The organism is Streptomyces sp. NPDC047079 (assembly GCF_040643755.1).
Lineage (GTDB): Bacteria > Actinomycetota > Actinomycetes > Streptomycetales > Streptomycetaceae > Streptomyces.
Map to the genome: position 1 here is coordinate 13,435 of NZ_JBEYUZ010000038.1, position 24,141 is coordinate 37,575.

General features: G+C 69.3%; 13 protein-coding genes and 1 pseudogene. 4 read left to right on the forward strand and 10 right to left on the reverse strand.

Features of this window, described 5'->3' with window-relative positions; translation table 11 throughout:
• Window positions 1-3: 3 nt before the first annotated feature.
• From ABZ823_RS28705 to ABZ823_RS28715, 3 genes are all read right to left on the reverse strand, one after another.
• On the reverse strand, window positions 4-1,269 hold the full coding sequence (locus tag ABZ823_RS28705; RefSeq protein WP_361665757.1) for an FAD-dependent oxidoreductase: 1,266 nt from the start codon (window positions 1,267-1,269) through the stop codon (window positions 4-6).
• A 137-nt stretch (window positions 1,270-1,406) separates the two neighbouring features.
• Window positions 1,407-2,744, reverse strand: a complete 1,338-nt coding sequence (locus ABZ823_RS28710) for a deoxyguanosinetriphosphate triphosphohydrolase (RefSeq protein WP_361665758.1) — start codon at window positions 2,742-2,744, stop codon at window positions 1,407-1,409.
• An 84-nt stretch (window positions 2,745-2,828) separates the two neighbouring features.
• A complete protein-coding gene (locus tag ABZ823_RS28715; RefSeq protein ID WP_361665759.1) occupies window positions 2,829-3,731 on the reverse strand; it encodes a sirohydrochlorin chelatase in 903 nt (300 codons plus the stop codon).
• 210 nt (window positions 3,732-3,941) lie between these two features.
• Between ABZ823_RS28715 and ABZ823_RS28720 the strand changes: the two genes are divergently transcribed.
• Window positions 3,942-4,637 (forward strand): ElyC/SanA/YdcF family protein, encoded by a 696-nt coding sequence (locus tag ABZ823_RS28720; RefSeq protein WP_361665760.1) that lies wholly within the window; start codon window positions 3,942-3,944, stop codon window positions 4,635-4,637.
• 90 nt (window positions 4,638-4,727) lie between these two features.
• Here the strand turns inward: ABZ823_RS28720 and ABZ823_RS28725 are convergent, their stop codons facing one another.
• The 3 genes from ABZ823_RS28725 to ABZ823_RS28735 all read right to left on the reverse strand — a co-directional run bounded on the left by ABZ823_RS28725 (window position 4,728) and on the right by ABZ823_RS28735 (window position 8,368).
• Complete coding sequence (locus ABZ823_RS28725) at window positions 4,728-5,636, reverse strand: intradiol ring-cleavage dioxygenase (RefSeq protein ID WP_361665761.1); 909 nt, start codon at window positions 5,634-5,636, stop codon at window positions 4,728-4,730.
• A gap of 1,292 nt (window positions 5,637-6,928) precedes the next feature.
• A complete protein-coding gene (locus tag ABZ823_RS28730) occupies window positions 6,929-7,327 on the reverse strand; it encodes a polymorphic toxin-type HINT domain-containing protein (protein WP_361665762.1) in 399 nt (132 codons plus the stop codon).
• A gap of 456 nt (window positions 7,328-7,783) precedes the next feature.
• On the reverse strand, window positions 7,784-8,368 hold the full coding sequence (locus ABZ823_RS28735) for a hypothetical protein (RefSeq protein ID WP_361665763.1): 585 nt from the start codon (window positions 8,366-8,368) through the stop codon (window positions 7,784-7,786).
• 124 nt (window positions 8,369-8,492) lie between these two features.
• Here ABZ823_RS28735 and ABZ823_RS28740 point away from each other — a divergent pair.
• A pseudogene (locus tag ABZ823_RS28740) lies at window positions 8,493-8,730 on the forward strand (replication initiator); the annotation flags it as partial.
• 36 nt (window positions 8,731-8,766) lie between these two features.
• Here the strand turns inward: ABZ823_RS28740 and ABZ823_RS28745 are convergent.
• The 3 genes from ABZ823_RS28745 to ABZ823_RS28755 all read right to left on the reverse strand — a co-directional run bounded on the left by ABZ823_RS28745 (window position 8,767) and on the right by ABZ823_RS28755 (window position 17,912).
• Entirely contained in the window at window positions 8,767-8,988 is a 222-nt protein-coding gene (locus ABZ823_RS28745) for a hypothetical protein (protein WP_361665769.1), read from the reverse strand.
• A gap of 568 nt (window positions 8,989-9,556) precedes the next feature.
• Window positions 9,557-9,961: a hypothetical protein gene (locus tag ABZ823_RS28750; protein ID WP_361665764.1), complete on the reverse strand. Its 405-nt coding sequence runs from the start codon at window positions 9,959-9,961 to the stop codon at window positions 9,557-9,559.
• Window positions 9,962-10,082: 121 nt separating this feature from the next.
• The gene (locus ABZ823_RS28755) at window positions 10,083-17,912 is read right to left on the reverse strand and encodes a ricin-type beta-trefoil lectin domain protein (RefSeq protein WP_361665765.1); all 7,830 of its coding nucleotides are present in this window, start codon (window positions 17,910-17,912) and stop codon (window positions 10,083-10,085) included.
• Between the two features lie 497 nt (window positions 17,913-18,409).
• Between ABZ823_RS28755 and ABZ823_RS28760 the strand changes: the two genes are divergently transcribed.
• Window positions 18,410-21,583: a DNRLRE domain-containing protein gene (locus tag ABZ823_RS28760; RefSeq protein ID WP_361665766.1), complete on the forward strand. Its 3,174-nt coding sequence runs from the start codon at window positions 18,410-18,412 to the stop codon at window positions 21,581-21,583.
• A 141-nt stretch (window positions 21,584-21,724) separates the two neighbouring features.
• Here the strand turns inward: ABZ823_RS28760 and ABZ823_RS28765 are convergent, their stop codons facing one another.
• A complete protein-coding gene (locus ABZ823_RS28765) occupies window positions 21,725-22,135 on the reverse strand; it encodes a gamma-glutamylcyclotransferase family protein (protein ID WP_361665767.1) in 411 nt (136 codons plus the stop codon).
• Window positions 22,136-22,361: 226 nt separating this feature from the next.
• Here ABZ823_RS28765 and ABZ823_RS28770 point away from each other — a divergent pair, with 226 nt between their 5' ends.
• Window positions 22,362-24,011 (forward strand): M4 family metallopeptidase, encoded by a 1,650-nt coding sequence (locus ABZ823_RS28770; protein ID WP_361665768.1) that lies wholly within the window; start codon window positions 22,362-22,364, stop codon window positions 24,009-24,011.
• Window positions 24,012-24,141 lie beyond the last annotated feature (130 nt).

The window sequence follows — 24,141 nt, forward strand, 5'->3', positions numbered from 1 at the left end:
GCCTCATGAGACCAGGCTCTCCAGCGGAACCCCCGGGTCCGCCAGTGCCTCCGCGTCCACCACCGCTCCGGTCCGGATCAGGGACTGGATCCGCTCTGTGACGTCCCACACGTTCACGTTCATCCCGGCCAGCACCCTGCCCTTTTTCAGCCAGAACGCGATGAAGTGCCGCTTGCCCGCGTCGCCGCGCAGCACCACCTGGTCGTACGACCCGGGTGGCGCCCAGCCCGAGTACTCCATGCCGACGTCGTACTGGTCCGAGAAGAAGTACGGCACCCGGTCGTACGTCACCTCGCGCCCGAGCATGGCGCGGGCGGCCGCCGGGCCTCCGTTCAACGCGTTCGCCCAGTGCTCCACGCGCAGCCGGGTGCCGAAGAGGGGGTGGTGGAGGGAGGCGATGTCGCCCGCCGCGTAGATGTCGGGGTCCGACGTGCGCAGCCGCTCGTCGACCACGACGCCCCCACCGTGCGCGCGGTCGGCGATCTCCAGCCCGGCGGCCTCGGCGAGCCCGGTGCGCGGCGCCGCGCCGATCGCGGCGAGCACGTCGTGCGCGGGGTGCTCGTCGCCGTCGTCGGTGCGGGCGGCCAGCACCACGCCGTCCTGGCCGACGATCTCGGTGAGCCGGACCCCGAAGCGGAAACGGACGCCGTGCTCGCTGTGCAGTTCGGCGAAGAGACTGCCCAGTTCGGGGCCGAGGACCGCGTGCAGCGGGGTCGGCTCGGGCTCGATGACGGTGACTTCCGCGCCGTACTCGCGGGCCGCGGCGGCGACCTCCAGGCCGATCCAGCCGGCGCCCGCGATCACGAGGTGGCCGTTGTCCCGGCCCAGTGAGGTGAGGACGCCCTTGAGGCGTTCGGCGTGCGCGAGGCGGCGCAGATGGTGGACGCCGGCGAGGTCCGTGCCGGGGATGTCGAGGCGGCGGGGCTCGGCGCCGGTGGCCAGCAGCAGCTTGTCATAGCGGACGAGGGTGCCGTCGTCGCCGAAGCGGACCGTCTTCGCCTCGCGGTCGATGGCGTCGACGGTCTGGCCGAGGTGCAGCTCGATGTCGTTGCGCGCGTACCAGGAGGGCTCGTGGACGAAGACGCTTTCCCGTTCCTCCTTGCCGAGCAGATAGCCCTTGGAGAGGGGAGGCCGCTCATAGGGGTGGTCGCGTTCGTCGCAGATCAGTATCACGCGGCCGCTGAAGCCCTCCGCGCGGAGCGTCTCGGCCGCCTTCGCGCCGGCGAGACCCCCTCCGACGATGACGAATGTCTGATCCGCGTCGACCACTTGATGCCTCCTCGTAACGATGTCGCCACATGGGAGCGTCCCGCACCCGGTTGACTGCGGGAAGAGGGGGTGGTCCGATCAGGCCACTCAGGATCACCTCCAGGCCCGTACGTCCCTGCCGTCTCCATGCGTCCGGATCACGCGCGCCGCGTCAGCCGCGCGTGCAGGGACCCGGCCGAGGTGTCGGTGAGCGAGGCGATCTGGTCCACGATCACCCGCTTGCGGGCGCGGTCGTCGGGCGCCTCCAGGAACAGTGCGCGGAACTGCGGATCGAGCCCGTCGGGCGCGCGGGCGGTGAGCGCCTCGGCCAGTTCGGCCACGACGATCCGCTGGTCGGCGCGGAGCCGCTCCTGCTCGGCGCGCTGCATCACATACCGGTCGGCGACCGCCTTGAGGACGGCGCACTCCATACGGGTGCTTCTCGGGACGACGAGTTCGGCCGCGTACCGGGTGAGACGGCCGCTGCCCCACGTCGCCCGGGTCGCGCCCTCCGCGGCCAGGCAGAAGCGGCCGATGAGCTGGCTGGTGGCGTCCTTCAGGCGGGCCTGGGCGACCGCGGAGCCGTCGTAGCCGCGCGGCCACCACTCCTGGGCCAGCAGCCGGTCCAGGGCCTCTGCCAGTTCTCCGGGATCGGTGTCCGCGGGCACATACCGCCCGAGGGCCACGGCGAAGACCGCCTGCCGTTCGGGTTCGGCCTGCAGGCAGCGCGTGTCGATATGGCCGGCGTGCAGGCCGTCCTCGAAATCGTGCACCGAGTAGGCCACGTCGTCGGACCAGTCCATGACCTGGGCCTCGAAGCAGGTGCGGTCGTCGGGGGCACCCTTGCGGAACCAGTCGAAGACGGGGCGGTCGTCCTCGTAGACCCCGAACTTCGGGGAGGCAGGGTCGGTGGGGTGGGAGCCGCGCGGCCAGGGGTACTTGGTGGCGGCGTCGAGGGCCGCGCGGGTGAGGTTCAGGCCCACGCTGACGAGCTCGCCGGTCGCCGCGCTGTGCACGAAACGCTTTGGCTCTATACGGGCGAGCAGGCGCAGGGACTGGGCGTTGCCCTCGAAGCCCCCGCAGTCGTCGGCGAACTCGTTGAGCGCCTGTTCGCCGTTGTGCCCGAAGGGCGGGTGGCCGAGGTCGTGGGAGAGGCAGGCGGCCTCGACGAGGTCCGGGTCGCAGCCGAGGGCCGCGCCCAGCTCCCGGCCGACCTGGGCGCACTCCAGGGAGTGGGTGAGCCGGGTACGGGGGCTCGCGTCCCAGGCGTGGCTTCGGGTGCCCGGGGTGACGACCTGGGTCTTGCCCGCCAGACGGCGCAGTGCGGCCGAGTGCAGCACACGCGCGCGGTCGCGCTGGAACGCGGTACGGCCCGGGCGCTTGTCGGGCTCGGCCGCCCAGCGCTCGGTGTCCGCGTCGTCGTATGCCGTGGCGGTCGCCGGGCTTTTCTCGTACCGCGCGGAAGTCTCTTGGGCCTTCGGTGCAGTCCCGTCCATGACCCGACAGTAAACGCAGCGGGTGACAATCGGGATGTCGGCGTCCGCTTCACCTCGGGCCGTGACCCGGGCGGGCCCGTTCGGTCAGGCCGACGCCACTGTCTGGGCGGCGGCCGGCTCCGGGGCCGCGACGGCCTGGTCGTAGCGGTGCAGGACCAGCCGGGCCACGGCCGGGTGCGCGCCGAGCGGGGCCGCGGCGATCCACGGGGCCGCGCCGGCGCACTCGGCGGCGAAACGGCCCGGCGCGGCGAAGTACGAGGCGACGGCGATCCGGTGGTGGCCGCGTGCGGTGAGCGTGCGCACCGCCGCGGACACGGTGGGCGTGGCGGCGGAGGCGTACGCGGGGACCACGGTCACCCCGAGGCGTTCGGCGAGGAGCTGGGCGGCGCGGCGGGTGTCGGCGGCGGAGTCGGGGTCGCGGGAACCGGCGGCGGCGAGCACGACCGCGCTCGCGCGGCGTTGGGCGTCGCTCGTCCGGGCCGGCCAGCCGGCCTGGAGGAGCCGGGCGTAGAGCGTCTCCACGAGCAGGGGGTGCGGGCCGAGCGGGGCGGCCACCCGTGTGTCGGCCCGCGCCGCCTTGGCCGTCTCGGGGATGTCCCGCTTGACGTGGTGGCCGCGGCTGAGGAGCAGCGGTACGAGTACGGCCCGGCCCGCCCCGAGGGAGGCGAGCGTGTCGGGGAGCAGCGGCTCGTTCAGCTCGATGTGGGCGAGGCGCACCGGCAGCCGTGGGCGCAGTTCGCGCACCCGTTCTCCGAGGGCGCGGACGGTGGACAGGGCCCGCGGGTCGCGGCTGCCGTGCGCGACGAGGACGAGGGTGGGCGGGACCGGGTGCCGGGTGCCGTTGAGGGAGACGAGGCTGAGCCGACTGCCGAGCCGGCTGCTGATCCGGTTCATGAGCTGCGCCGCGCTGTCGAGGCCGGTGTCGCACGGCGGCGGGCCGCCGGGGCGGAGGGGGGACTCGTCCTGGGAGGGGTTCGACGCCGTCATGGGCCGATCCTGGCGGTGGCAGATTGCCGAGCCGTTGCCTGGCCGTGACGGGTGTTTTCCGGGGTTTCACGATGGAGGGACATCGGGTGTGAAGGGGCGCGCCGGACCTGTGACGCGCTCCGCGCGTCGGCGCGTGAACCGGATCACCGTACGCCGCGTCCCCCTTGACGACAGTCGACGACGCCACCGACCTGGGGGGAACGCAATTCGATGGGCCTGCCGCGTCTGAGGATCCGCAGACCGAGACTGCCGCGCACCCGCGCCGGACAGCGGCGCACCGTGCAGGGCGTGATGCTGCTGTGCGTCCTCGCGCTGCTGCCCATGACCTGGCTGTTCCTCACCGCGGAGGACCGGCTGCGCACGGCCGCGGACGTACCGCGCACGGAGGTCGCCGTCGTGTTCGGCGCGGGCCTGTGGGACGGCGAGCCGTCGCCGTATCTCGCCCGCCGTCTGGACGCGGCGGCGCAGTTGTACCGGGCGGGCCGCATCAGGGTCGTGCTCGTCACCGGCGACAACAGCCGTGCGGACTACGACGAGCCGGACGCGATGCGCGCCTACCTGACGAGGCACGGCGTCCCGGACCAACGGATCGTCAGCGACTACGCGGGCTTCGACACCTGGGACTCCTGCGCCCGCACACGGAAGATCTTCGGCGTGGACCGGGCGGTCCTGATCAGCCAGAGCTTCCACATTCGCCGCGCGGTCGCCCTGTGCCAGGCGGCGGGCGTCACCTCGTACGGCGTCGGCGTCGAGGACAAGCACGACATGACCTGGTACTACGGCGGCACCCGGGAGGTCTTCGCGGCGGGCAAGGCGGCCCTGGACGCGCTGTTCCACCCGGGCCCCCGGTTCCTCGGCCCGCGGGAGCCCGGGGTCGCCAAGGCGTTGGCGGCGGCGCGGAGGTGATGACGACGGCGCTCCGGCCTCAGGGAGCCGCCGGGGCGAGGCTCTTCGGTCTCAGGGGCGAGGGTTCGCCGGGCGGGAGGCGCTCCGGTCTCAGGGAGTAGGGGGATTCGCCGGGCGGGAGGCGCTCGCCGCGCTGTCCGGTGCCGGTGTCCTGCCGGTGCGCGGGACGCTCGTCGCGGCCTGCGTGGGCTCCCGCGACGGGTCGATGCCGATGGTCAGCGCCCCGACGAGCCCCGCGTCCACGCCCCCCGTGACGCTCATCAGTCCGTCCCGCCCGCCGTCCCCGCGGTACACCCTGTCCTGCGCGAGCCGTGTACGCGTGCCGGTGTGCTGTGTGTACGGGGATCTCGCGTGGACCGCGTCGGTGTACCGGTCCGGGAAGAAGAGCTGCCCGGTCCAGTTCACCCTGCCGCCCTCGTAGCCCCGGGCGGTCCTGCTGCCGCCGGTGCGGACCCGGACGTTGATGTGTGGGGCCCGCGTCGCGCTCCAGCCGGGGAAGACCGTGGTGAACTCGGCGAGGCCCCCGGCGTCGGTGGTCTGGCAGCCACGCAGGAACGTCCTGGAGCCGGCGGGCCCGCCCGCGGCGGGTGCAGGGCCGCCCGGGCGCGCGTCGGGATATCCGGAGTAGTGGCCCCAGGCGTCGCAGTGCCAGATCTCCACGTCGGCGCCCGCGAGGACGGCGCAGGTGTGCGGATGGTCGCGCACGGTCAGCCGCAGCCTCAGCGGAACGCCTTGCTTGCCCTCGGTGATGTCCTTGCGCTGGGGCACGCCGTCCAGGTGGTAAGGGCCCGGCGCCACACTCCGGCTGAGCACGCACAGCTCGGCATCCGGTGCGGTGCCCGGCACCCCGTCGCGACCGGATCCGGCCCCGTCCCGCCCCGGCACACGGGTGCCGTCGTCCGAGGAGAAGACGGAAAAGAGCCCGAATCCGAGGACGGCACCCGCGGCAGCGCCGCCCAGCGCGAGCACGCCCCGCCGGGTGATGTCGCTATCGCTCATGGGCGGGACCCTAGGGCGGCCGGGGCGGCCGCGGGAGGGGACGCACGGCGCGGTCGCCCGCACGAGCGACCCCGGAGGGCGACCGGCGCCGACAGTTGACCACGTGCCCTCACCAATGACCGCGTCAAGGAGACGAGTTGGCCCCGGTACGCGGCGTGCTCAGGGCCGACGCTGTTCCTCGCACAACTGCTGGTGCGAGACTCCCTACCGTGAGGCACGAAGCACCTGGTCCGAAGTTCACGGCCGTCCGCCGGGAGATGTCCTGGGTCAACTGGGCGGTGTTCCATCGTGGCTTCAAGCCGACGAGACTCCGGCATGTCCGTCGTGCGCGCAACCGATGGGTTTCGTCGCCCAACTCGAACAGGACCTGCAACTACCTCTCGCCGATTTCACCGTCCGGAACAAGACACCGGCAGACTCCTGGCCCGTCCGGACTATCGGCAGCACAGCGGATGCGTTCCACTATCGATGGGTCAAACCTGAGTTGCGACCCGTCCGACACCTCGGCGATCGAATGCGCAACCCTACCCCAGTAGCGCATGCCGACTGCGGCTTCAACGAGAACCATGTTATCGGCAGAGTACTTCCCTCCGAAAACGAACGGAAGCCGCGGGATAATCCTGTGCCCGACCGGAATGGCCCCGTGTCGACTCTGCCACTCATGTGCCACCGGGTATCCGGTCAGGTAGGCGTAGTCGCCTAGTACGCGCTCTGCCCATTTCGCCAACAGAGGTTCCCAGCTCCCGGACGGCCGCCGTTTCCGGGTTGCACGAGTAGATGCTGGCACCATCGGTTCCGAACTGCCCGCCGAACGCGTCTTCAGCGAAAAAAAACCAGCCTCGACTGGAGCTCCCCGTAGGCGTCGAGCCAGCGGTTCTTCTCGTTCCAGGAACCGATCGAGCATCCCCGCTGCGAGCACCTACCCGACGCGAATACATGCAGAGCGGACTCGAAGGCGTAGAAGCCATTGCGCTCACTCAACATTTGACGCAATTCGCTTCCAACAGACCCTAGGGACGAGAAATCTTCCGGTCTCGGCTGATCGCCTGAGAGTGCCGGGCCTGCGACGTCCAGCAAGCTATCCACTATCCATTCCCCAAGATGTAGTCGAGGCTGACGATGCGGATCATCACCCTCCCGCCGTCCGGGATGTCGAGCAACTGATTCTTCATCGTTGAACCAGCGCCCCTGTTGTCTCCTGCCCCAATGTGCTTCACCCGCACCCTCCTCGCCCTGTCCTGTCCACCAGGACCAGAGTTGTGGACGAGGACTGGTGTGTCCCCGGCCTCCACCTAGTACGTATGGACGTCGGACACCGTCAGGTTGTTGACCGCTGCGTCCTGGACCGTCCACCGCTCGACCGCGGTGATCTGGACGTACGTGCCCGCGCTGGTCCGGAGCCATTCGCCGGCGTGCAGGTCGGTGGCCTTGATCCAGGCGCGCAGTGCGGGGACCCAGAACGGGTGGCCGTCGGTCGCGGTGACCTGGGCCGTCTTCGTGCCCTTCGGGCCGTCGGTGTCGATCGTGACCTTGACCAGGTGCTTCAGGCCCTGGCCCTTGATCTCGGCCGTGACCGTCTCGACTCGGGTCTCGCCCGTCTTCGGATCGGTCGTGACGACCTTGTCGCCGGCCTTGACCTTCTCGATCGACTTGGTGGAGCCGTCGGCCATCAGGACCTTCGTGCCGGGCACGAAGCTGTTTCGGATCGAGACCGGCGTCCAGAGCCTGCGTCGGACACTCACCCAATCCGCAGCCGCCGTGGTTGTTTCCACTCTGGTAGCCGACCGGGATGCTGAGGTCCACCTGGGCCCACCGATGCTGTTGGCGCATCCGCCGCGCCCAGGTCGCAGGTCCGCGCAGTGTGACACTTCCCGCGAATGTGTCACGCTCGTGGACGAAGTACCTCGGGCCCTGCATGACCCTTCCTCACTGCTTCAAGCGGCGGCCACGGCTGGCTGTCGTGCCGTTGCCCGCGCTGCCAAACAAAGCACGGCCCACGGCCCAGTAGCACACCGCTGATCAGGGTCCGCCCCTTGTCGGAGGGGCGGCCGGCGATGGACGGCCTCAGCCCGCCGCCGTGCACACGGCGTGGCCCCGCCGGATCAAGCCCGGCGGGGCCCCGCTCGTAAGGGGTTCAGCGGTCTCGACTACAGCCAGTTCTTTCCCTCGGCGAACTCCTCCAGCGCGGGCGTCACCTCGGTCACGAACGCGCGAGTCGCCTCGCGCACCTCGGTCAGGGCGTCGGTCCGAGGGCGCTTCCTGCTGCCCGCGTCACAACGATCCCGAGCAAGGATGGCGAGCACCTCGAGCCGGGCATCCTGCTCTCGCCTCACCAAAGGACCGGAGGGCGGAGTCTCCCCAGCCCGTACGATCACCGGCTTCCCTCCCGAAAGAGTGAAGTCGGCCATCGACAGCAGGGTCCGCACAGTTCTTAGAACCGACTCGACCTTCTCCGCCGACGGTCTCATCGACACAGCAAGTGCGTCACCCACCAGCCCGACGGACTGATCAGCGAAGAAGGCGGGACTGGCTGTGGGGTCCTCTTCCTCACCCTCATCGTCCGCCAGCACCAGGGCATCGAGCAGATCCGCCAACTCATCCGCCACAGCCTGGCCGAGCCCCGCCGACCAGACCGCTTGCAGAGCGGAGTCAAGCCACTCCCGCTGTTCCGCGGAACCGAGGATCCTGCAGAATCCTGTGCCTCGCTCCGCGGCGGCGGCGCAGAGCACCATCAGCTCGGCATCCGTGGGATCCGGGAGACCTTCCATCGCAGTGACCTCCTGTGCCTAATCCTCTCCAACCGCCAGAACAGCCAGACCGGTGAGTTCTGAGGCTGGTGACCGAACCCGCCCGAGCCACTTCTCCACCAAGTCCCGCGCCTACTCCACCACCCTCGGCGCACTCCGCGACGCCCGCCGCACCTGGCGCACCGAACAGGCCCACCCACACCGGCCTGCCCGAGTCCGACCCAACGACCACTCTCGTCGTCGGACATCGGGACTACCTCGGCTCGGGCTACAGCCCCCGCGGCGCGCTCCTCGCTACCCATGTCTGGCACCGCAGAGAACAAAAGTGGCAGTTCGTCGCAGAGGGGGCTGCTGATGACTACGTACCCGCCTACGGCGCTTCGTCAAGGGCCAGCTCTGTCACGGGAGTTGTTGACGGTTCCCCAAGTGACGGCGATCGTGACCTTGACCAGGTGCTTCAGGCCCTGGCCCTTGATCTCGGCCGTGACCGTCTCGACCCGGGTCTCGCCCGTCTTCGGGTCGGTCGTGACGACCTTGTCGCCGGCCTTGACCTTCTCGATCGGCTTGGTGGAGCCGTCGGCCATCAGGACCTTCGTGCCGGGCACGAAGCTGTCGCACGTCCCGCCCGCTCTCGGCCACGCCCCAGCCGCCGTTCTGGCACGCAGGGCACAACGGTCCGAAACCGGTTCGGGTAAGTCGCAAGGTGGCCGCCGCGGTGGCTCCTATCGGATCGAGACCGGCGTCCAGAGCCTGCGTCGGACACTCGACCAATCCGCAGCCGCCGTGGTTGTTTCCACTTTGGTAGCCGACCGGGATGCTGAGGCCCGGCTGGGCCCACCGATGCTGTCGGCGCATCCGCCGCGCCCAGGTCACAGGTCCGCGCAGTGTGACACTTTCCGCGAAGGTGTCACGCTCGTGGACGAAGCACCTCGGGCCCCCGGCTCGGGCCCTGCATGACCCTTCAGGTCTACGCCCACGTCCGCTTGCGCCTCAACACGACGCCATAAACCAACTCAGCGACGTTTTCGGAACGACGATCCCGCAAACCCGCCGATGGCCACAGTCGCACCCGACTGATCACACCACGCAAAGATGCCGGAGCCCCCACCACGACCGCGGATGGGGGCTCCGGTGGCAGTTGCCGCTGCCGTCAAGTGCCTGGATTTCCAGTACTCAGTCGTAGTAGCCGGGACGGGCAAGCAAGACAGACTGGAAGTAGTACCCCTGCTCATCCGCTTCGTCCGTGGCGACGAATGGGCGCCACAGCGCGATGAGCAGCGAGGGTGCGACGATCGAAGACCCCCGCTCCTCATCTTCGATCTCAGTAAATCTCCCAAGCTGCTCGATAACGACCTGGGCCGGCGCGCCAAAGAGGTCAATGTCCTCCAGAACCACGGAGTCATCACGGTGCGGCCGAAACACCTCGATCGCATTTACCAGGCGATCCGAGTCAAGGTGAGTATGAATACTCATGCCGCTCGCATAATTCGCCTGCCCACTCACTGGAACCAAGCTTTCGGTGGACCCCTGGAAGCCGTCGATCGACCGCAAAGCCGCCTCAGCTTCATCAATACTCATTCCGAGAGTGAGAGGACCGATCCTGTCCGGAGGGTTCACCCGCAGAATCACCACAAACTCCTAGAAAGTAATCACGTGCAGGCCGGGTAGCCCCGGCCTGCACACTGCCCAACTCGACATCCTAGCCCACTAGGCTGGGAACTCTTCTCAAGGCTTGGTAAGCGGGATTATTCGCCATCCCGCTCACCATTTCACCTATGGCATCGTCGTATTTCGTGCCGAATCTTGCCCGAATATCATTGATATCCATTTGGACGGCTTCATCGATACGCCCGTTGTCAACTAGCTCCTGTTGCCACAGGCGCCACGCCTTCGATGCGCGGGAACTACCGGTGGAGTAGACGGCTCGATGGTCGGTGTAATCCATCCTGATAGCCGGACCCGTGCGGTAGCCGAGATGTGTCTCTGTGACAGAGGCCGGAGGCACGTGGTTGATCTCAGTACCTGGATAATTGTTCCCTGTAGCTGGGTCCTTAAGATCCTTGTACTGACCACCTTCGTAGGTATGTCCCGGATCTGCCCTGTCCTGTCCACCAGGACCACAGTTGTGGACGAGGACTGGTGTGTCCCCGGCCTCCACATAGTACGTATGGACGTCGGACACCGTCAGGTTGTTGACCGCTGCGTCCTGGACCGTCCACCGCTCGACCGCGGTGATCTGGACGTACGTGCCCGCGCTGGTCCGGAGCCATTCGCCGGCGTGCAGGTCGGTGGCCTTGATCCAGGCGCGCAGTGCGGGGACCCAGAACGGGTGGCCGTCGGTCGCGGTGACCTGGGCCGTCTTCGTGCCCTTCGGGCCGTCGGTGTCGATCGTGACCTTGACCAGGTGCTTCAGGCCCTGGCCCTTGATCTCGGCCGTGACCGTCTCGACTCGGGTCTCGCCCGTCTTCGGATCGGTCGTGACGACCTTGTCGCCGGTCTTGACCTTCTCGATCGACTTGGTGGAGCCGTCGGCCATCAGGACCTTCGTGCCGGGCACGAAGCTGTTGCACGTCCCGCCGCTCTCGGCCTTGCCCGAGCCGCCGCTGCCGCTGGTCCCGCCGTTGCTCTTGGAGGAGCCACCGGACTTGCCGCCGGGCTTGGAGCCGCTGCCCCCGCCGCCGCCGCCGCCGTGGGACGACACCTTCGGGGCCGCTTTCGCCTGGGCCTGCTTCTGGACCGGGTTGCCGGTCTTCTTGGTGACGCTGACCGCCTTGTCGGCGGTTCTCCTGGCTGCCTCCGCGGCCTTCTTTTTCGCGCGTTGCGCCGCCAGTTTCTTCGCTCGCTCGATCGCCAGTTTCTTGGCTCTCAGCGCCGCCGCCTCGGCCGCCTTCGCCGCCTTCAGGACGATCTCCGCCGCCTTCTTCGCCACGCGGAAGGACTCGATGGCCTTGATCGTGCGGTTGACGGCCTTGATGACGGACGGGATCTTGCCGAGCTTGGACCACGGGATCGCGTCGACGGCGATGCCGACGCAGGACCACATGTCACCGCCGAAGCAGGCGATGGCGTCGTTGATGCCGATGAAGTCCTTCAGCGTCTCCCACGCCACAGCCAGGATCACCGAGGTCAGGGACTTGCCCTGCATCGCCTGCGCCTGCGCGACCTGCGCCGCCGACAGACCCGCTCCCGCGAGGGCCGCGGCCCGCTCGGAGGCGGACAGCGAGATGGCCAGACCCGTCGGGTCGGACATCGTCACCGGGTTGTTGTGCGCGTAGGCGTACCCGTTGGACTGCAGGACGTCGTTCAGGTCGAGCACCGGGTCGGCGGACAGGAAGCGTCCGACCACCGGGTCGTACAGACGCGCACCCAGCGGAACGAAGCCCGAGGCGTTGTCCTCGCTCGCGCCGAGGAACCCGGTGTGCGACAGCCGGTTGCCGCCGGCCGTGTCCGCACCGCGCTGGTTGCCGAACGGGTCCTGCTTGCGGATGCGGACGGACATCCCGCCGTCGAGGTTCACCTCGGCGTACGTACTGCCCTGGTGGTCACCGGTGAGCGCGACCAGGCGCTCACTGCTCTGGCCGTAGGCGTAGCGCATGACCGCGCCGCCGGGGGCGGAGTAGGTGCGCTGGGTGTTGATCAGGACGCCGCCCTGCTGGACGGTGACCTCGGCCTCGCCGAGGTACAGGGTCGCCTGCTTGCCCTTGATCGTCAGCAGGCGGGAGCCGTCGGGGCCGTAGATGTGACGGGTGTCGTTCTGCGCCGCCCACTGCTGCTCGGCCTTGGTGCTGTCGCAGGTGGCCAGCACGATGGGGGTCCCGCTCGCCGAGTTGGCGTCCTTGACCGCCAGGCACAGGCCCGAAGCGACGTGGGTGAGCTGGCCGGAGGCGTTCCGCTTCAGTTCCTGGCCGGCCGAGCCGTCGCACTTCTGCAACTGGACGGCCGATCCGGCCGTGTTGCCGGCCGGCTGCAGGCACCAGGTGTCGTAGACGTTCAGCGTGCCCCGGTCGGGGTCGCTCTGCGTCGCTCCCGGGGTGGGGGAGAAACGCCAGTTCTGCGCCACCGACGCATTGCACGAGTACAGCTGGATCGCCCGTCCGGCGACCGCCAGGCCACTGGAGAGGTCCAGGCACTTGTCCGCCAGACCCACGTACGGGGTCTTTCCGCCCGCGCCCGCGCCCTTGATCCGGTCGACCTGGCCGTCGTACGTCCAGGTCAGCTCCTGCTTGTCGCCGTTCTGGAGGGAGGTGACGGACTTGGTTTCACCTGTCAGCTCGTACAGGCGCTCCGCCTCGGCCTTGACCTGCGCACCCGCCGGCGTCGTGTAGGTCTTCGACACCTTGGTCAGCGTGTGCGGCTGGGTGCCGTCGGCCTTGCCGTAGGCGTAGGAGGTGGTGGCGTCCTTGGCGGTGTTGCCAGTGAGGTCCTTCTCGGTCAGCTTCGTGCGGTTGCCGAGCAGGTCGTACTCGTACTCCTGCCAGTAGCCGGAGTTGTCCTTGCCGGCCGCCACGTTGAGCGTGCCGTCGCTGTTCTTCGGGCCGGTGCAGGCGGTCTGGTCGTTGGAGGTCCAGGCCGTCTTCAGCTCGCCCAGGGGGTTGTAGACGAAGCACTGCCGCTCGTCGATGCCGGTGGCCGACTCCTTGATCGAGGTGACGTTGCCGGCCGGGTCGTAGGTGTACGACCGCTTGGAGACGAGGTTCCCGGAGACCAGGGACTGGTCTCCGCTCTGCTCGCGGTAGACCTGCTGGTCCTTGAGCTCACCGCTGGACTCGTCGTACGTGTTCTGCGTCCACACCCGGTAGGGCTGGGCGCCGAGCGTGGAGCGCAGCACCTGGCCGTAGGGGTCGTAGACCGTCTCGGAGCCGTACCAGTCCTTGCCGGAGATGGAGAGGGGCTTGCCGTCCTTGTTGTAGCGGACGACGAGCTTCTCCTCGGCGAACTTGCCGATCTTCGGCAGCGTGGACTCCTCCAGCATGCCGTTGTCGCTGTACTTGTAGGAGTACGTGTACGACTGGTCCAGGCCCCAGGTGGAGGCCAGTGTGAGCGGCAGGTTCAAAGTGGTCGAGGTCGGCTGGTAGTCCTTGGTGTAGCCGTCGACCTTCTGGGTGTACGCGTCACCGTCGGTGTAGCGGGTGGCGGTGTAGGGCATGCCCTTGCCGCCGGGCGCCAGGTCGTACGTGTAGGCGGCCAGGAGCCGGCCGTCCGCGGTGTCCAGGTGCTGTTCCGTGGGCCGCGACAGCAGGTCGTAGTTGTTCCAGACCATGACGCCGCGGGCGTTCTTGGTGTTGAGCACCCGGTCGTGGTTGTCGTACTGGGTCGTCGTGGTGCCCGAGTCCGGGTCGGTGGCGGTCTCCGGGCGGCCGCGGTGGTCGTACGTCCAGGTCCACGGGTGGGCCGTGTCGGCGGCGTTGGTCGCCTTCACCAACTGGCCGCGGACGTCGTACTCGTAGCGCATCGACGTGAAGCCGCCGGGCGCGTCCTCGTTGAAGGTGTCCACCCGCTGGGTGCGACCGAGGGCGTCGGTGTAGACGCGGTAGGACGACGCACCCTGCGGGTTGACGACCTTCGACCAGTCCAGGCCGTACTCGTAGCGGGTGGCTCGCGCCTCGACCGGCTCGGACTTCGACTCGTGTGTCAGCGGGTCCTCGACCTTCAGGACCGGCGTCTCCTCCAGCACGCGGCCGGAGCCGTCGTAGGTGTAGCGCGTGATGTTGGGGACGGACGTGTCGCTGACCGGGGTGAACAGCTCACCGGGGTTGGCTTCGTAGGTCAGGTAGGCGTTGTTGGTCTGCCAGACCTCGCCGGAGCTGTTGTACAGCGTGTCGGTGATCAGCCAGCCGCCGCCGTCGGCCTGCTCCTGCGTCTGCCGCTCACGGCCGAGGCCGTCGTAGAGGGTGACGGAGGTCTCGATGCGGTCGTTGAAGCCGCGCGTGTAGGTGGTGACGTACGAGGGCTTGCGGTCCTCGCCCTCCTTGTACTCCGGCACCGTGTAGACGGCCCGGAAGTCCGGCACGGCCGTGTCGGAGGGGGTGCGGTCCGCGGCCCAGGCCTTCTCCAGCCGACCCAGCGGGTCGAACTCGGCCTGGGTGGCGTGGTTGTTCGCATCGGTCGTCTTCAGGGTCGTGCCACGGCCCGGCTCGATCTCACGCGTCTCGGAGTGGCCGAGGGCGTTGGTCTCGGTCACCTTGAAGACCTGGCCGGTGGACGGCTCGTAGGTGATGGTGCCGGACGTCTTGTGGTCCTGGTCGGTCGTCCGGGTCACACGGCCGATGGCGTCGAACTCGGTCGTGCCGTCGGACTGCCAGCCGGTGCCGGTGCCGTTGACCGACCAGGTCTCGGACGCCTCGCCCTTGGTGGTGTCGGCGAGCGCGACCCCGTAGCCCTGACCGTCGTACGCGGTCCGGACGCCGCTGCTCAGCGTGGAGAGGTCGTTGAAGTCCGCCGCGGCGCAGGTGGTCGGGGAGACCAGGACCTGCTTGGACAGACCGATGAGGTTCTTGGCGGTGTTGTGCACGTACTCGGACTTGGTGCAGGACTCGTCACCGGTCTTGCCGGTGTCGCCGAGCGACTCCACCAGGACGGGCAGACCGTAGGTCGGCTCATAGGTCGTGTGGGTCTTGACGACACGCTCGGTGCGGGTGTCGTCGCTGTTGGTGCCGGAGGACTTGGTGTACGCGAACTCGTCCGGCTCGGTCACCCGCCAGGCGCGCAGCGGGTCCAGGCCGTCGTCGCGGTCGCGATGCGCCAGCTCGGTGGCGTCCGGAACGGTGACGCTGCGGGAGACCCAGTCGGTGTCGGCGTCGTCCGCGCTGTCGTAGTCGAGTTCCTCGGCGATGCGGCCGGCGAACGGCTCCCGGTCCTTTGCGATCTCGGCGCCGGTGATGTCCTTCATCGACACCGTGTCGCCCATGCCGCGGAAGAAGCGGGTGACGGACTTGGACTTCTTGCTGCCGATCGACTGGTCGTCGGCGCCCGTGATCACCGTGGTCTGCTCGAACCCGGCGAACTGGGAGTAGGTACGCGTGGACTTCTTGGTGAACTCGGCGTCGGCCAGCTTCCAGCCCGGGTTCTTGTACTCGTACGCCGTCTTCGTGGCGAACGCGCCGTCGACGTTGGGGAGTTCCTCGATGGAGTCCACCACGTACTTGTGGAACCAGTCGATGTCCTCGACCTCGGGGTCCGGGGCCCAGAACGACGGGTAGCACAGGCGGCTGTTGGACTTCAGCGCGGCGGTGTCCTTCTTGTCCGGCAGGTCGGTGCCGGTGGCGCAGTCGCCGGTGGGCTGCTTGTAGGTGACGACGGTCTCGCCGCCGTACTCGTTGATGACTCGTCCGATGCGCAGCCGGGAGAAGCCGGGTCGCGAGTCGTTCGGGCGCATCACGCGGTTCGGCATGTCCTCCGCGTTGGACTCGAAGCGCACCGCGTTCATGGTGACGCTCTTGTCCGTGCTGCCGTTGCGGGCGTAGCCGGTGCGCTGGACCGACTCCAGCCACAGGGCGGTGTTCGGGCCGGTCTTCAGGACCGGGAAGCTCTGTGTGAGGGCGTACCGGTCCACCACCTGGCGGGCGGTGGTGTCGGTACGGCGCTGCGCCGAGGTCTGGATCTGCACCAGACGCTTACGGCTCCAGAACGACGGGCCGGCGTTCCAGCACTTCGTCTTGTACGTGGAGGTGACCTGCTTGCAGTTCAGGTCGGCCGGGGTGTCGTACCAGATGCGGTACTTGCCCGGATCCTTGTCCTCGAAGTTTGTGTCCGAGCAGGTCAGGGAGCCCTCGTCGAGGCAGCGCTCGGCGACGGTGAAGCCGACGCGGGCCGGTGCGGTCGCGGACAAGACGCTGCCCTGGCTGTCCTTGTGCAACCCGTAGTCGATGTGGTCCAGCCAGCCGTCGCGGTCGTAGACGACCGGCGCCTTGAAGTCGAAGTTGCGCGCGTAGTAGTTCTGCGCCTTCTTCCACCACAGCGACATGGCGTTGCCGTGGATGTCCTCGACGTAGTCGAGGTTCCACCGCCAGCCCTGCGTGCACCACGAGTGCGCCCAGTCGCCGGCCTTGTAGCAGTCCTCGCCCTCGTGGTTGCCGTACACCGGCACGGTCAGCACCGAGTCGGTGACCGACTGGCCGGAGGTCCAGCCCGGCAGCTTGTTCAGGCCGAAGTAGTAGCGGGTGCCGTCGCGGGTGGTGACGACCCAGTACTCGCCGTCGCGGGCACCGTTGCCGTTGCCGGAGTCGGTGAGCCGCTCGACCCGGGAGCCGTCACCGTTGGCGGTGAACCACTTGCCCTGGTCCTTGTCCCAGACCAGCTCGGTGGTCATGCCGCCGAGCGACAGTGTGGCGTTGTTGGAGCCCCAGCACAGGTCGGCGGTGCGGTGCGTCTTGTTGTTGGAGCCCTCCTTCTTCGAGTCCTCACGGCAGTTGGTGTACGTCCGGGTGATGGAACCCGGGTTGTAGTCCCAGCCGTCACCGATCCAGGAGGCCTGGTTGTTGGTGGCGGACGTGCGTCCGTCGACGGACTGCGAGGAGTAGCTCAGGGAGATCTTCGGCGTCAGCCCGCCGGCGGTCTCCGGCACCTGCACGTCGTACGAGTAGGTGAACGCGCCGGAGGAGGAGCCGGCCGCCCACGCACCGGAGGACAGCAGCGGAGTCGCGGTGAAGTCGCCGCTCGCCGAGGCCCCGGTGTCCATCGCGCCGATGACCTGCGGACCGGAAGCGTCCACGACCGGCAGGACGTCCCCGCTGCGGAAGGACGCGGTGTGCGCCGAAGCGCCGGATGCCGTCGAACCGGCGTTGCCGCCCAGCAGGTTCGAGACCGGCACGGAACCGGTGAGGATCTCGCGGCTGGTCGCGTTCTTCGCGGCCTTGGTCTTCGTGGGGGCCTTCCGCGCGGGGACCACCTTGACCGAGCTGCGCAGCCGCTCGGGCTGCTTGTCGGTCTTGCCCGACATGGTCGTCACGCCGCCGTCGGTGGCGCAGTCGCCGGTGTCGGGCGCGTCCATGACGCAGTTGGGCAGCAGGACCAGGCCGAAGCGCTTGGCGGCCTGCGGGCCGTAGAGGTCGGCGAAGCCGGTGGTGTCGACGTCGATCGAGACCTGCGCGGCCGGGTCGGCGTCGGCCGGCGGCGTGACCTTCATGATCATGCCGGAGACGCCCGCGTCCTGGGACGTGCCCGGCGCGGCCAGGTCGACCTTCCAGTCACCGTCGATCGCCGCCGGGTCGGTGCCCGCGGGCACGCCGACGGCGATCGGCAAGTCGTCGGCGGGGACCGTGGTGCCTGGCGCGGTGTCCGCCGTCAGCGTGGCGACACCGCTGTCCTGTGCCCACGGCGTGACGGCGCTCGGTGCGTACGGGTCGACGGGGACCTCGGGCGCGGTGGTGAGGTTCTTCTCGGCCTCCTCGTCCGCCTGGAGCGCGGTGCTCTCCGGCAGGTCGGGGAGCTTGACCTCCTCACGGGCCATGCCGGGGCCGGGTATCGCCCACGCCTCCGTGCCGAGACTGCTCACCAACAAGGCCGAGGACAGCAAAAGGACGGTCGCCACGCGGCTTTGCCGGCGGCGCCGTCGTTGTGACTCCGTCCTGACCGGGCGCGACCGCCCCAGCCACGACGGTGGACTTTGAGCACGCATACGCGTCGACCCCACCAAGGCATGCGAAAAACAACAGACAGATGGAGTCCGAACCCTCTGTCATGACCGCCACACGATTCAAGATCGATCTGGTGAGGTTTCCGGAGGTGACTGTGATCCACCTCGCAGGACAAGGATTGACATGACGTCACATTCACGGAGAACGGGGCAAGATGGCGATTGACTGTGCTCATGACCGCACTTCAGGTGATCAAAAGCCGCAGACGGGACATGACAAAGCGTCCGCCAAGCACACACCAATCGATCGTCACAGATTTATAAAGTCTTCACATCTGGACGACCTGTGCGAACCGTGTGATCGTGTGCGCGCCCATGCCCCGCGGTCCGCCGTCCGGGGCTGTCTGTGCTGTCCCAATCCGCCTGGTTCCACACGGGAGTAGACCGCCGCCGTGTCCGCGCCGCCTCGTTTTCTCAGCCCCTTCGTGCGCACGCGCACCAGGCTGGCTGTCACCCTCGGCCTCCTCCTGGCCGCCCTGACCGCCGCGCTGTTGCCCTGGTGGCAACCTGACGAACCCCCACCACCCCAGGCCGGCAAGGCCACCGACGCCCGGCAGGCCGCGACCGGCCCTCGCGACGAGATGGCCGCCCAGGCCGAGGCCCGGCGCACCCACAAGCAGGTGCTGGTCGATACCGCGACCACCGCCACCTCGCAGACCTGGGCGCAGCCGGACGGACAACTGCGCATACGGATCACCGCCCTTCCGCAGCGGGCGAAAACCGCCACGGGGAAGTGGGCGCCGATCGACAACCGGCTGCGGCGGGTGAAGAACGCCGCCCGCGGCCTGGGCGTCCAGCCGGTCAACCCCGCCCAGCCGGTCCGCTTCTCCAGCGGCAGCCCCGGCCACAAGGCCGACCGCGCCGACCGCTCCTTCGCCCGCCGGCCGCTCGCCGAGGGCCCGCAGGCCGAGGAGACGGTGCTGGCCGAGGTGGACATCGACGGCCACACCGTCGCCTACACCTGGCCCGGCACCCTGCCCGAGCCCGTGCTCGACGGGCCGCGCGCCCTGTACTCCGAGGTGTTTCCGGGCGTCGACCTGCTGCTCGTCGCCCGCGAGGAGGGCGGCTTCGCACAGCTGCTGATCGTCAAGAACCGCGAGGCCGCGCAGAGCAAGGCGCTGGCCACCGTGGACTACGGCCTGCGCTCGGCGACCGCCGTGTTCCACCATGACGAGGACACCGGCCGCATCCTGGTGCGGGACCGCTCCGGCAAGGAAATCGGCTCCATCCCGACCCCCTTCGCCTGGGACTCGAGCGGCCGTGACCCCGAGCTCGACGAGGGCAGTGGCACGCCGCGCACCTCGGTCGCCACGCCGGCCGACGTGCTGAGGCTGTCCGGGCTGAGCGGCATCGAGCCGGGCGCGCACAGCGCCCCGATGCCCGTCCAGCTGAAGGGTGATGGCACCGGCGCCGCCCGGCTCGACCTGAGCGCCGCACAGACGGGCCTGTTCACCGACGCCGACGTGAAGTACCCGGTGTTCGTCGACCCGACGCTCAACAGCGGCTGGCTGGCCTGGACCGTGGCGTACAAGCCGTACCCGAACACCAGCTTCTGGAACGGCACCAACTTCAGCTCCGGCACCTCCGACGCCCGCGTCGGCCACGAGAGCGACACCGGCGGCACCGCGCGCTCCTTCTGGCGGATGAACTACAGCTCCAGCCTGAAGGGCGCGAGCATCTCCTCCGCCACCTTCAAGGTGCTCAACAACCACTCCTGGTCCTGCACCACCCGCGAGTTCCAGTTCTACCTCACCGGAGCGATCTCCTCCGGCACCACCTGGAACAAGCAGCCCAGCTGGTCCACACTGCTGCAGAAGAAGTCCTTCGCCCACGGCTGGTCCTCGGCCTCGTGCCCGGACGACTACGAGGACTTCAACGTCAAGACCGCCGCCCAGAAGGGCGCGGACGGGGGCTGGTCGAACATCACCTTCGGCATGCGCGCCACCAGCGAGTCCGACGTCCAGACCTGGCGCAAGTTCAAGGCGACCAGCGCGACCATGGAGGTCGTCTACAACCGGCCGCCCGCCACCCCGAGCAGCGTCTCCAGCACGCCCGGCGGCACCTGCAACCAGTCCACCGCCGGTGCCACGATCGGCAAGACCAACCTGGTGCTGTCGGCGAAGTCATCCGACCCGGACGGCAATCTCGACGGCCTGCGCTTCCGCTTCTGGAAGTCCGGCGCGTCCACGCCGTCCGGCACCCTGGTCACCAGCCTCTCCAGCGGCAAGGGCACGCTGACCATCGCGTCCAGCACCCTGGTCGACAAGGGCGTCTACTACTGGGACGTGCGCGCGGAGGACTCCGGCGGCGAGACGTCCGCCTACTACCCGACCAGCGGCAACCGCTGCACCGTCACCGTCGACGGCTCCGGCCCGCCGCCGCCCACCGTGGACAGCGACGACTTCCCCGAGGCCACCGACGACGGCCAGACCTGGGCGAAGGTCAAGTTCGGCCAGACCGGTGCCGTCACCTTCACCTCCCAGGGCGCGTCGAAGTTCCGCTGGTCCATCGAGGGCAACAACCCCATCGACGTGACCGCCACGAACAACACCGCCACCCTCACCGCGCTGGCACCCGCCCACGCGGGCCCCAACACCCTTCAGGTGTACGCGTACGACTCCATCGGCAACGCCAGCAAGCGCACGGACTACACGTTCTACGTGCCGCCGCGGGACAAGGCCGACGGCCCCATGGACACCGGCGGCGACAACCTACCCGACCTGCTGATCGTCAACTCCGACGGCAACCTGCGCAACTGCGTGGGCGGTGCGGGCGGCGACCTGTACAGCTGCCTGTCCGCCTCGTACGGCGCGGACAAGAAGGCCGACCCGCAGGGCCACTGGTACGACCCGGCCACCGGCAAGGCCGCCCTGATCACGCACTACCAGGACGCCTACCCCGGTGACGGCTCCACGGACCTGTTCGCCGTCACCCCGGACGGCCGCTTCTGGCTCTACCCGGGCGACGGCTACGGCAGCTACGACGTCACCCAGCGCCTCGAGATCCGCCTGCCCTCGAACGTCCCGGCCCCCTCGACCTGGACGCAGATCAAGGCCGTCGGCGACATCACCGGCGACAAACTGCCCGACCTCGTGCTGCGGGCGGGCCCGGCGTTCTGGACGCTCTCCGGCTACACCGGCGCGACGTTCCAGACGGCGACGCAGATGAACGCCGACGCCTGGGCCCGCCGCGAGATCGTCAACGTGGCGGACATCAATGGCGACAAGACGCCCGACCTGCTGTGGCGCAACCTGGACAACGGCAACATGTACGACCGCCAGGGCAAGCCCGGTGCCGTCGCCGACAGCGTCGACCTTGAGTCGCTGAAGCTGGCCGGCAACTCGCTGACCGGGAAGGACGAGCCCTACGGCACCAGCTGGACCGAAGCCAACGTGCCGACGGCCATCGGCATCCCGGACGTCAGCGGCGACGCCATCCCCGACATCTGGGGCCGCTTCGCCTCGGACGGTTTCACGCGGATCTGGAACCCGTCGCGGACGGACACCAATCCTTCGGTGAAGGTCGTCCTGTCGGTGAACTGGAACACGGTCAAGGCCTTCGGCTGACGGTCGGTCCCGTTCCCTCTGGTGGCCCCGGCACTCTGTGCGCCGGGGCCACCCCTTTTCTGCCGGACGCCGGGGTGCCGGCTGCGGCTCTCCGGATGAGGGGCGTCGTGGTTCCGCGTGAACGCCGGTGGACCTCGCAGGTCACCGCCCGCTCGTCCAGTCCCCGCCCTCGATCGGCTTGCCGTACGTGCGCAGCCGGTCCGCGACCGCGGGCGCGGCGAGGTACACCCAGGCCCGCACGATCCTGCCGTCCGCGCCCGACACGTCCCGCTCCACCCGCTCGTACAAGCTGCGGGGATCGCCCGGGCGGTACTCCTCGAGGCGGTCCAGGGCGGCGAGCAGCTCCCCGTACGCGCCGGGCCGAGCGGTGACGATCTCACCGGTGACCGTGCCGCCGCTGCCCGCCACCGCATAGGGGTGTCCGGGCCCGTCGTAGAGCACCGCGCCGCGCAGCAGCCCCGGTTCCTCGGACCGGATGCGGCCGCGCAGGAAGAGGTCGTGGTTGCGCTCGCCGGGGCGCAGGGTCCCGTACACGAAGAACGGCAGTCTCACGCGCCCGCCCCCCGGGGGCTCCCGCCGGTCGGTCCGTCGGCCGCGTCCATGGCCGGTCTCCTTCCGCACCTCTACCGAAGCCTCGCAGGAACGATTCTCTCCCCTCACACAGCTCCCCGAACGCGCTATGGACATGACATGTCATGAACCCTTAAATCGAAGCCACGTCAGGGGTCCCCGCCCCCGACCCCCACACGCGCCCCCGGGCGCCTTCCCGAGGAGACCGATGAGTCGGATACGGCACATCCGAGGTTCCCGTATCGCCGCGGCCGGCACCGCCGCGACCACCGCGGCCCTGCTGGCCGCCGCACTCGCCCCGGCCCCCGCCGCCGGAGCGGCCGACAGACCGAGTCGCGCCACCGCGATCGACCACGCCACGGCGGCCCTGGTGCGCCAGGCCTCGCGCCTGGGCCTTACGGCCGCGGAGGGTACCAGCGTCCGCGACGTCGTGGTGGACGCGGACGGCAGCCAGCATGTGCGCTATGACCGGACGTACCGTCACCTACCCGTGCTCGGCGGCGACTTCGTCGTGCATCTCGCGCCCAACGGCTCCTACCGCGGCGCGGACCGGGCCACGCGGCGCACCGTCTCCCTGTCGACCGTCACCCCTTCGGTGAAGGCGCCCAAGGCCGCCGACCTGGCCGCCGCCGCGCTGCGTGCCGCGAACGCCGGGGAACTGCTGAAGAACGTGACCGCCAAGCCGCACCTCGTCGTCGACGCGCTGCACGGCGCACCCCGGCTGGCCTGGCGCACCGACGCGGCGGGCAAGGACTCGCTCGGCAACCCCGTCGCCCGCACCGTCCTCACGGACGCCCGCACCGGCCGGCAGATCGACGCGTGGGACACCATCGAGACGGCGAGCGGCGACGGAAAGTCCCTCTACGGTGGCACGGTGGCGCTCGAGACCACGCAGTCCGGGTCGACGTACCAGCTCAAGGACCCCACGCGCGGCGACACGTACACGGGCGACGCCGCGAACAAGACGGACCTGTGCTTCCTCGGGATCTGTTTCAGCCGCGCCCCCGCCACGCTGTTCACCGACGCCGACAACCACTGGGGCACGGGCACGACGTCCGACCGCTCCTCGGCGGCGGTGGACGCGCAGTACGGCACCGACGTGACGTGGGACTACTACAAGAACGTGCACGGACGCAGCGGCATCGCGGGGGACGGCAAAGGCTCGTACAACCGCGTGCACTACGGGAACAGCTACAACAACGCGTTCTGGGACGACAGTTGCTTCTGCATGACGTACGGCGACGGCGACGGGACGACGTTCGGGCCGCTGGTGGCGCTGGACGTGGCGGGCCACGAGATGTCGCACGGTGTGACGTCGAAGACGGCGGCGCTGACGTACTCCGGGGAGTCGGGCGGCCTGAACGAGGCGACCTCGGACATCTTCGGGACACTGGTGGAGTGGTACGCGAACAACCCCTCGGACGCCGGTGACTACCTCATCGGCGAGAAGATCGTCCGCTCGGGCTTCGGCAAACCGGCGCTGCGGTACATGGACCAGCCCTCGAAGGACGGCAACTCGGCGGACTGCTGGAGCTCCTCGGTCGGCAACCTCGACGTCCACTACTCCTCGGGCGTCGCGAACCACTTCGCGTACCTCCTCGCGGAGGGCAGTGGCGCGAAGACCGTGGGCGGAGTGTCGTACGACTCCCCCACCTGCGACGGCTCGACGGTGACCGGCATCGGCCGGGACAAGCTCGGCAAGATCTGGTACCGGGCCCTGACGGTCTACATGACGTCGTCCACGAACTACGCGGGCGCGCGCACGGCGACGCTGAACGCGGCGAAGGACCTCTACGGCGCCGGCAGCACGGAGTACAACGCGGTCGCGGCGGCGTGGAGCGCCGTGAAGGTGGGGTGATCGCCGCGCCCTGAGCCGCGGACGCCGGGGCGGCGGGGCGGGTGCCCCCCCCCCCCCCCCCCCCGGCCACCGCCCCCCCGCCCCCCCCGCCCCCGCCCGCCCCCCCCCCCCCCCCCCCCACGGCCCCCGC